Source organism: Geomicrobium sp. JCM 19039, from assembly GCF_000698145.1.
In the GTDB taxonomy this organism is placed as follows: domain Bacteria; phylum Bacillota; class Bacilli; order Bacillales; family Marinococcaceae; genus Geomicrobium_A.
This window is the reverse complement of record NZ_BAXB01000047.1, coordinates 1-7717: the sequence shown is the minus strand read 5'-3', so window position 1 is coordinate 7717 and position 7717 is coordinate 1. Positions and strand designations below refer to the sequence as shown.

At 42.9% G+C, this 7717-nt stretch carries 11 protein-coding genes; 8 read left to right on the top strand and 3 right to left on the bottom strand.

Annotation, left to right across the window (positions count from 1 at the left end; all coding sequences use genetic code 11):
• Positions 1-217 precede the first annotated feature (217 nt).
• Entirely contained in the window at positions 218-931 is a 714-nt protein-coding gene (gene deoD, locus JCM19039_RS21080; protein WP_042431052.1) for a purine-nucleoside phosphorylase, read from the bottom strand.
• 247 nt (positions 932-1178) lie between these two features.
• On the opposite strand from deoD, the gene JCM19039_RS21075 reads away from it, so the two are divergent.
• The 4 genes from JCM19039_RS21075 (at position 1179) to JCM19039_RS21060 (ending at position 3854) form a co-directional block, all read left to right on the top strand.
• Positions 1179-1481 carry a hypothetical protein gene (locus tag JCM19039_RS21075; protein WP_042431049.1) on the top strand — a complete coding sequence of 101 codons (303 nt, stop codon included), beginning with the start codon at positions 1179-1181 and terminating at the stop codon, positions 1479-1481.
• A 117-nt stretch (positions 1482-1598) separates the two neighbouring features.
• Entirely contained in the window at positions 1599-1982 is a 384-nt protein-coding gene (locus JCM19039_RS21070; protein ID WP_042431047.1) for a GntR family transcriptional regulator, read from the top strand.
• The gene (locus tag JCM19039_RS21065) at positions 1979-2857 is read left to right on the top strand and encodes an ABC transporter ATP-binding protein (protein WP_042431044.1); all 879 of its coding nucleotides are present in this window, start codon (positions 1979-1981) and stop codon (positions 2855-2857) included. The genes JCM19039_RS21070 and JCM19039_RS21065 overlap by 4 nt, the downstream gene beginning before the upstream one ends.
• The gene (locus JCM19039_RS21060) at positions 2847-3854 is read left to right on the top strand and encodes a hypothetical protein (RefSeq protein ID WP_042431041.1); all 1008 of its coding nucleotides are present in this window, start codon (positions 2847-2849) and stop codon (positions 3852-3854) included. The genes JCM19039_RS21065 and JCM19039_RS21060 overlap by 11 nt, the downstream gene beginning before the upstream one ends.
• A 17-nt stretch (positions 3855-3871) precedes the next feature.
• Here the strand turns inward: JCM19039_RS21060 and JCM19039_RS21055 are convergent, their stop codons facing one another.
• The gene (locus tag JCM19039_RS21055; RefSeq protein ID WP_042431038.1) at positions 3872-4252 is read right to left on the bottom strand and encodes a hypothetical protein; all 381 of its coding nucleotides are present in this window, start codon (positions 4250-4252) and stop codon (positions 3872-3874) included.
• A gap of 312 nt (positions 4253-4564) precedes the next feature.
• Between JCM19039_RS21055 and JCM19039_RS21050 the strand changes: the two genes are divergently transcribed.
• A complete protein-coding gene (locus JCM19039_RS21050) occupies positions 4565-4879 on the top strand; it encodes a DNA-binding protein (RefSeq protein ID WP_238545185.1) in 315 nt (104 codons plus the stop codon).
• Positions 4880-4919: 40 nt separating this feature from the next.
• On the opposite strand, the gene JCM19039_RS21045 is transcribed toward JCM19039_RS21050, so the two are convergent.
• Entirely contained in the window at positions 4920-5615 is a 696-nt protein-coding gene (locus tag JCM19039_RS21045; protein WP_042431035.1) for an XRE family transcriptional regulator, read from the bottom strand.
• A 219-nt stretch (positions 5616-5834) separates the two neighbouring features.
• Here JCM19039_RS21045 and JCM19039_RS21040 point away from each other — a divergent pair, with 219 nt between their 5' ends.
• Genes JCM19039_RS21040 through JCM19039_RS26845 form a run of 3 tightly spaced genes read left to right on the top strand, consistent with a single transcriptional unit; the run spans position 5835 to position 7379 of the window.
• Positions 5835-6098 carry a helix-turn-helix transcriptional regulator gene (locus tag JCM19039_RS21040; RefSeq protein ID WP_042431032.1) on the top strand — a complete coding sequence of 88 codons (264 nt, stop codon included), beginning with the start codon at positions 5835-5837 and terminating at the stop codon, positions 6096-6098.
• On the top strand, positions 6079-7245 hold the full coding sequence (locus tag JCM19039_RS21035) for a hypothetical protein (RefSeq protein WP_042431029.1): 1167 nt from the start codon (positions 6079-6081) through the stop codon (positions 7243-7245). The genes JCM19039_RS21040 and JCM19039_RS21035 overlap by 20 nt, the downstream gene beginning before the upstream one ends.
• Positions 7245-7379 carry a hypothetical protein gene (locus JCM19039_RS26845; protein ID WP_255343751.1) on the top strand — a complete coding sequence of 45 codons (135 nt, stop codon included), beginning with the start codon at positions 7245-7247 and terminating at the stop codon, positions 7377-7379. Before JCM19039_RS21035 ends, JCM19039_RS26845 begins: the two co-directional genes overlap by 1 nt.
• Positions 7380-7717: the final 338 nt, after the last annotated feature.

Below are 7717 nucleotides of genomic sequence, written 5' to 3'. Positions count from 1 at the left end.
CCCCCAACAGCGCAAACCAGGAAAATCTTAAGTTCATTCTATATAGATCGCGAATCTCCTAGAATATTCCATCGTCTGCAACTGAAGGATGCCGCATACCGTTTGGTTTAGCATTGGCACCTCGAGTGACGATAGTGGCTGTACAAGAGTGCGCCCTGTCATGCAAAAAAGCGGATGCCCAGAATTTCCGGGCATCCGCTTTTACGTTTTTCTAGTTTTACGCCAAGTTCAAGGCGATGTCCATCATTTTCGTGAACGAGTTTTGGCGTTCTTCGGACGTTGTTTCTTCATTTTTAAAGATATGGTCACTGACGGTGAGGATCGTTAAGGCGTTGACACCGGCAGCAGCAGCGTTCATATAGAGAGCGGCAGCTTCCATCTCAATGCCTAAAATACCCATATCCTTCCATTTTTTCGCTGCAGTTTCATCTGCGTTGTAGAACGTATCGCTCGTAAGGACGTTTCCGACATGTACTTTTTGTCCTTGTTCGTCCGCAATTTTCTTCGCTTTTTCGAGAAGCTCGAAAGAAGCAATTGGGGAATAGTCGCCTGGAAGGTGGTATTGGCTTACATAGTTGGAATTTGTAGAAGCACCCATTGCAAAGATGACATCATAAAGATCGAGGTCATCTTGCAATGCACCGCAAGAACCGACACGGATTAAGTTTTTAACACCAAAAATGTTAATTAGTTCCCATGAGTAGATCCCGATGCTAGGCACGCCCATGCCTGTTCCCATGACGGAAATGCGCTGACCATTGTATGTCCCAGTATAGCCGAACATGTTGCGCACACTATTGAACTGAACAACATCTTCTAAATAATTATCGGCAATAAACTTCGCGCGAAGTGGATCGCCAGGGAGAAGAATTGTTTCTGCAATCTCTTGACCTTCAGGATTAATATGAGCAGTCTGCTTATGTGTAGACATTCGTTACGTACTCCTTTATTGAATAGATTCGTGAACGTAATTCCCACGCTCACCCTCTATCCTACAGAACCAGAAGCCGGATGTTAAGTTATAAGGTGAAAAAGACAATAAGTAGTTGCTAAAAAGAGAGGGCTAAGTGAAGTGGTTGGTCGGATGTTGGAAGGGAGGGGACGTCTCTTAAAGAGGCGTGCACCCTTCAGCCTTTCATCATTGTTATACTAGACGTATGAAGGGAGGCTAAATGTCGATGCGTATTCGTTGTATTGTTTTTGTCACGTCTGTTTATGATGAGCCGAATGAGCAGAATACCCAAACACTTATGAAAACATATGAATCAAATGTACGCCCAGTTGCAGGAGATATTATTGATGACCCTGGCTTTGATTCGAGATTCCACAATGGCTATGAAGTAGCTAAAGTTACATTAAACTACTCGGATGATGAGTGCCTCGTCTCATTGGCTCCGCTCGTCACTGATCGCGAAACGATGCCTGCTAAAGACTACATTGATCAATTAAAAATGACCGGCTGGAAAGTACTCGAACAGTAGAAGTATGCGGCGGATCTTACGAGATCTACCGCTTTTTTAATGTATTGACAGTTCAATGTCCTTAGTGTACTATATCAAATAATACAATTAATCCCCTTGAAATATGGAGGAGCGCCGATGATAAACATTGATGTGAAGGGAAGAGAGCCCATCTACCGGCAGATCGTCAATCAAGTGAAGGAGCAAGTGGCAAGAGGAGTTTTGGCTGTTGATGAGAAGATTCCTTCAGTACGCGAGCTGTCTGCAGAAATCGTTGTGAACCCGAACACGGTAAGTAAAGCGTATCAAGAGTTGGAGAGGGAAGGTGTCATTGTGACTGTGCGTGGAAGAGGCACATTTATTGCAGAACCAACAATCGGCGAGATTATGACGAAAGATATTGAGAACATCCGAAAAAAGGTAAAGCAGGTCGTACTCGAAGGCCACTACGCCGGGATTGACCGAGAAGTGATGCGCGATTGGGTGAGCTGTTATTACAATCAGTTTGGAGGTAAGTCATGATTGAAGTGAAGCATCTGTCTAAGAAGATCGGAAAGAAGCAAGTGCTCCAAGATGTTTCTTTTACCGTCGGCAAAGGTTCGGTTACGGGCATCGTTGGGCGAAACGGTGCTGGGAAAACAACGCTTCTAAAAACCATGGTTACTATTCTTGACCCTGACAAAGGGGGAGTCGAGTTAAACGGGCAGAGTCTGTTTTTGCATCCAGAAGCGAAGCGCACGGTACTGTACGTGTCTGATTCGGTCGAAGTGCTCAAGAGCTACTCAATTCAACATATCGTCTCTTTGTACGCAGACATCTATCCAAACTTCGACCGAGAGTATTTTCATGAATTGATGGCGCGCTTTAACATGCCAGCTGCAAAAAAAGTAAAGCATTATTCGAAAGGCCGTAAGGCGTTGTTCGCACTCATTCTTGCTTTTTCTGCCCGACCAGAATATATTTTGCTCGATGAGCCAACTGATGGACTTGATGTGGTTGTCAAAAAACAATTGCTCCGTTTTTTACTAGATGAAGTGGCGAAAGAAGGTGTTTCCGTTCTTATCGCGACGCATCGTCTTGATGAATTGGAGACGCTTGCGGACCAAGTATTGGTTATGAAAGACGGAAAAATTGCGGAAATATTCCAACTTGATGAACTGCGAGAAACGTATCGCAAGTGGCAAATTGTGTACCGAGAGGAGATGCCGACAGCGTTGTTCGATAAGCTATATATGTTGCAGCAATCCGGACGGGTGTATACATGTCTTGCGGAGGGGGACCTTGAAACCTTAGAAGCGGATATTAAACAGTCAGGCCCGTTGTTATATGAAGAGCTCCCGCTCACGCTTGAAGATGTGTTTGTGGCCAAACTAGGTGGTGAACAAATTGCTGAATAAAGGATTATTAAAGAAAGATTTGCGGAGCTCTTCGCTCATCTTGACGCTGTTTGCAACGTTATTGTTTCTCATCTATCCATTACGTACGATACTGGATTTACAGCATTTGCGATTAATGGAGCAACAAGACCCTATGGTGTTCAACAACATGACGGAGTATGTTGTGCGAGATATTTTTTCGGGGAACATTCTGTCGTTCTTTCCGATTTTGCTCGTCGTCGTCCTTGGCGGTATGCTCATCGGCTTAGAGCGTAATACGAGACGCCATGATTTTAGTTTGTCGCTCCCGTTTTCAAGGCGACAGTTGTTTCTTACAAAAGTGATGATCGGTATGAGTGCTATATTCATTATATTCACAGTTAATATGCTACTATCATACCTGCTCATTTGGTTTTCTGACTATCAAGATTTACTTGTTCAGTTTGAAGCACTAGAGATGTATGTGATCCCGGTCCTTGCTTATATGGCGACGTTTGCGTTCACGTTATTTATGGGAGGCATCTCTGGAGAAATGGTGTCGCAAATTGTACTCACCTTTATCTTTCTCGTTTTTCCGTATGGGTTTTCCATGTTGTTGCTCGTCTTTTTAGACGTTCATGGTCTCGGTCACGTTCAGTTTGCTGATGAATGGATCTACTTGTTGCTTCCTGCACAAATTATGGGCATCGGCTATTACATGGATATTCATCCGCTCGTGTATGTGTTCGTTTCCGTTACCGTGCTCGTCATTAGCGTCGGCATCGGCAGCTTGTTGTATGAACGGAGTAAGGCGGAACGAAATGGGGAATTTATTTTGTACGCTGCACTCAAGCCCGTCTTCTTCGTCGCGATTGTCATCTGCTTCGCCATGTTCGGGGGCATGATTTTCACCTTCGTCGGGAGTGTGACCGGTTTAACTGTCCTTTCATACTGGTTAGGGGCATTCATCATTGGCGGCATCGCCTATTTGATTACGAGGCGCTTGCTCGATATGAATGTGACGTTAAAGACAAATTAAAATAACCCCATCGATGTTTAAGGCATCGATGGGGTTATTTTGGAAAGTGCAGAGTAGCAACTATAATATAGGACGCCTAAAAACATAAACACGATCATGATGAGCAATGCTTCGCCGGAGAGCGACCCTGATAATAATAGAGAAGGAATGAGAGACATCAATACACTAACGAGTAAAAATACGATGAGGCCGACAAAAAAGTTGCGGAACGTCACGAGGGAACTGAGTAATGCAAATACGACGATCAACGGGATGATTAAGGTAAAATAAATCATGGCAAATCCAGATACTACATAAAAAAAAGCAAAAAAATCAGAGCCAATAGACAGAAAAAGAGCAAAACTAATAAACCCAGCAACGAGGCTAAATAAAGAGCTAATGAGTGATCGTATGGACAATCAGCTCCTTTGATATATTACGAGATGGAGCCTTAGTAGCACCGTTTCGTTTTTAGCGTTCGTACCGTTGCCCAAACGATTGCAGCAACAAGCGTGAGGAAGGCAGCCATCGTGAGATTTGCTGTACCGATCGTATTCAAAAAATCCATACCGGTGAGTCCTCTTGAATATAGTTTATATACAGAATATTTAATTTAGTTCGCGTCGCCAATGATGCGCCTTTTCTTTGTGCTAATTTCTTTGTTTTCAATCAATATGTACTCATATTGTGTTACCTTTAAACTGTATGAGATACATAGAGGAGTGGTCGATTTGGACGGGTTGTTTTGGATTGGCATTGGTATGATCGGGGCTGCGTACTTTATCGGAGACGGATTAAAGAACTGGAAAAACCCAGAGGCAAAAGGACTGACGGAGAAGTTTATGATGGAAGAGAGTGCTGGCCAGCAACCGAAGTTGATTAAGCAAAATCATGTGCATCATTATATTGGGCTTTCAAAAGAAGATTCGAAGCGTCTAATTGAAGAGCATGCGGAAGTCCCCCACGTCGTTGTGAACGGGAATACATATTATCCAAGGAAACAGTTGGAAACGTGGACAGAATCATTAGATGGTACAAAACATTAAATACAAAAGGCACTGAAATCCGTTGAGATTTCGGTGCCTTTTACGTTAGCGTCACAGAATAGGCCACGACTTTGCCAATAATACGTGCTTCGCTTGAATCTTGTTTGCGTACTTCTTTGTATTTAGGATCATTCGTTTCAGGTTCAAAAACGATTTGTTCGTCTACTAAACGGTACCGCATGAGTTTCATTTGCTTCTCGTTGTTCATAATGACGATATCGCCGTCGTCGACATGTTGGTCTTCTGTTTTAATGCAAATAATAAAGGAGCCGTACGGAATGAGTTGGTTCATGCTCTCGCTTTGAATATGGAGTGCAAACAATTCGTCTGACGCTGCATGATTGCCAATCATTTGTTTTGGTAATGTAACAAATTCCAGGTCTTGCTCAACAATTCCAGTCATGACCGAAAGTGCTGCGGCAGCAAGGTTTCGGAAATAAGGGAGCTGAACGTAAGAATATCCGGCTTCCTGCTCTGCGATGAAGTGGGGATGTTTCGTATGTAGTGGATCAAATCCTTCGCGGTGCACAAGGTCTGGATCAGCCATACTCGCAAAAAAATCCTGAATATTGACATTAAATTTCTCGCTCATCTCGCTAATTTTGTTCATTCGTGGTGTATTCACGCCTCGTTCCCATGCACTCACTGTTGTCGGCGCAACGTTCAGAACTTTCGCGAATGCACGTAATGTCATGTTAGCCTCTTTTCGCGTCTTTTTCACGACATCTTTAATCAACAATTAACCCTCCTTAACGCACGCTATTCGTGTTTATTATATCGTGTGTGCCTGATCGTGTACAGATTTCCTCAGAAGCAGTGTACTAGGGGACAGAAGTATTGTACAGATTTTGCAGTATAAATGCACTAATTGGCAATAAATGCTTCATTTTTCTGATTTATTTGTTGTTTGTGCATTTTAAATGTAATAAAATAGTCATAGAAAGGGGGGAGTCTCATGAAGTTTACGCTTGCTCAGGCTCGGAAGTTAAATGCACTTACACAAAAAGAAATGGCGAAAAAGCTTGGCATGTCAGAAAAGCAGTACATTCATTATGAGAAATATCGGTTGTTTTTTAGAGCCGATGTGGCGTATCGGTTTTCTGTATTTGTGAGGCTCCCTATCGATCAAATTCTTTTCTACGATCCCGATGAGCATGGAGACTGCACGAAGGCGAAGCGACCACAAGATGGAAAGGAGGATGAAGCGGATTGGAAGTAATGGAAGACGAGTTGTCATTTTTACTTGTGGTGGTGAGGCCGGTATGAATAACCCTTTTGAAACTGAAGTATTGACCCAAATTGGTGAATGGTTCATTAACTTAACCCATTATGAGCTCAAACAAGCAAGGAAAACGAAAAGCCAAGTCGATCAGTATATGTGTTTAGGCAGTGTCTCAAAAAAAGTACGAAGTTATTATGATCTGGTAAACTTTAAGCACCAAATTCTTAACGAAGAAATCAGTTTTCGACCTGACCTCCAACGATCCATTGAGATGAAGCAAGATGTGTTGGAGCTGACAGACAAAACGCTTACCTATTTATATTATTTCATGCAAGCGATCGTAGCTTCCAACACAGAAGATTATTTTGAAGCGTTACAGTCGCTAAGAAAAGCAGAAAATTATATGAAACATGTAAACGCCTACGAACGGGCAGAGTTCTTTTTTCGAAAAGCCTTTGTCTATTATCGATTAGACCAGAACATATCGGCGTTGCACAATGTCGATCGATCGTACGAACTGATAAAGGTGTCAGGTTGTCATGATAAATTAAAAGCTAACCTGAACATTTTAAAGTCTGGGATTTATTCAGAAGCGGGTGACCATGCGAGCGCTAACGCTTATGCGGAACAAGGCATCCTTCATGCGAATCACGAACCACTAACAAAGGCAATGGCGATTCGAAGCAAAGCGAACAATGAATTTCGCTTTAAGAATTTTGAGAGAGCAGCTGAGCTGTATGAATGGTCATTACGTACAGGTGATCAAAGGATGCGGACGGTCGGTGTAAAGACGTCGTTCAACTTGGCATACGCGTTGTTGAAGCTAGGGAAGTATGAAAAAGGAAAACAACTGTTAGATGAAGTAGAGAGATCTCTTATCGATCAACCCGAAGGACTGCTAGAGTACGTATCCCGTAGCCTGATTGCGAGAGAACTATATGTGTCGGATAAACCAAGTCATCAGGCTATTGAAAAAGCGCTCAAACTGCTACAGCGAAAAAACCTGCGATTTGAACTCAAAGAAGTGACGAAAGAGCTGTCTGATTATTACATTCACCAAAAAGATTACGTTACCGCACACCACTATTTGTCATGGTCATTTGAAACGAACGTAAACGAAATCAATATTGGAGGGAAAGTATAATGAAAAATGTAAAAAGAGTTGCTACAATTGCTGTTCTTGTCGCCATGGTCATCGGATTTGGTTCTGTTCAAACAAACGACGCTCATACACTCGCTCTAGATGTGCAACCACAAGATAAAAACGAAGTCACATGACAGAGCGAAGTGTTGATGCGATGCATTCACACCTCACCCCCTAACACATTGTGAATGCATTACAGTTGACCCCTCACCGCTTATGGTGAGGGGTTTTTAAGTTAGGGCTTGTTCCAAAAAACCAATACATTCTCATTGCAAGTGCCAACTGCATGTCTTCACGTAGGGGGTTAAAGAGAACAAAAATAAGGGAACGCCGCCGGTAATGGAAATGTCTAGGAGGTTGGTAATCTATATAGAATGAACGTAACTTTTTCTTAATTTGCACTGTTGGGTGTTGGGCTGGAGGGGAGCGATGTGCTAGATGCCATTTTGCGCGCGAGTTTCCCCCATCTGCG

Bases quoted from the DNA above. Each gene is read 5' to 3' on its own strand.
- deoD (WP_042431052.1), bottom strand. From the start codon at position 931: ATGTCTACACATAAGCAGACTGCTCATATTAATCCTGAAGGTCAAGAG.
- JCM19039_RS21075 (WP_042431049.1), top strand. From the start codon at position 1,179: ATGCGTATTCGTTGTATTGTTTTTGTCACGTCTGTTTATGATGAGCCG.
- JCM19039_RS21070 (WP_042431047.1), top strand. From the start codon at position 1,599: ATGATAAACATTGATGTGAAGGGAAGAGAGCCCATCTACCGGCAGATC.
- JCM19039_RS21065 (WP_042431044.1), top strand. From the start codon at position 1,979: ATGATTGAAGTGAAGCATCTGTCTAAGAAGATCGGAAAGAAGCAAGTG.
- JCM19039_RS21040 (WP_042431032.1), top strand. From the start codon at position 5,835: ATGAAGTTTACGCTTGCTCAGGCTCGGAAGTTAAATGCACTTACACAA.
- JCM19039_RS21035 (WP_042431029.1), top strand. From the start codon at position 6,079: ATGAAGCGGATTGGAAGTAATGGAAGACGAGTTGTCATTTTTACTTGT.
- JCM19039_RS26845 (WP_255343751.1), top strand. From the start codon at position 7,245: ATGAAAAATGTAAAAAGAGTTGCTACAATTGCTGTTCTTGTCGCCATG.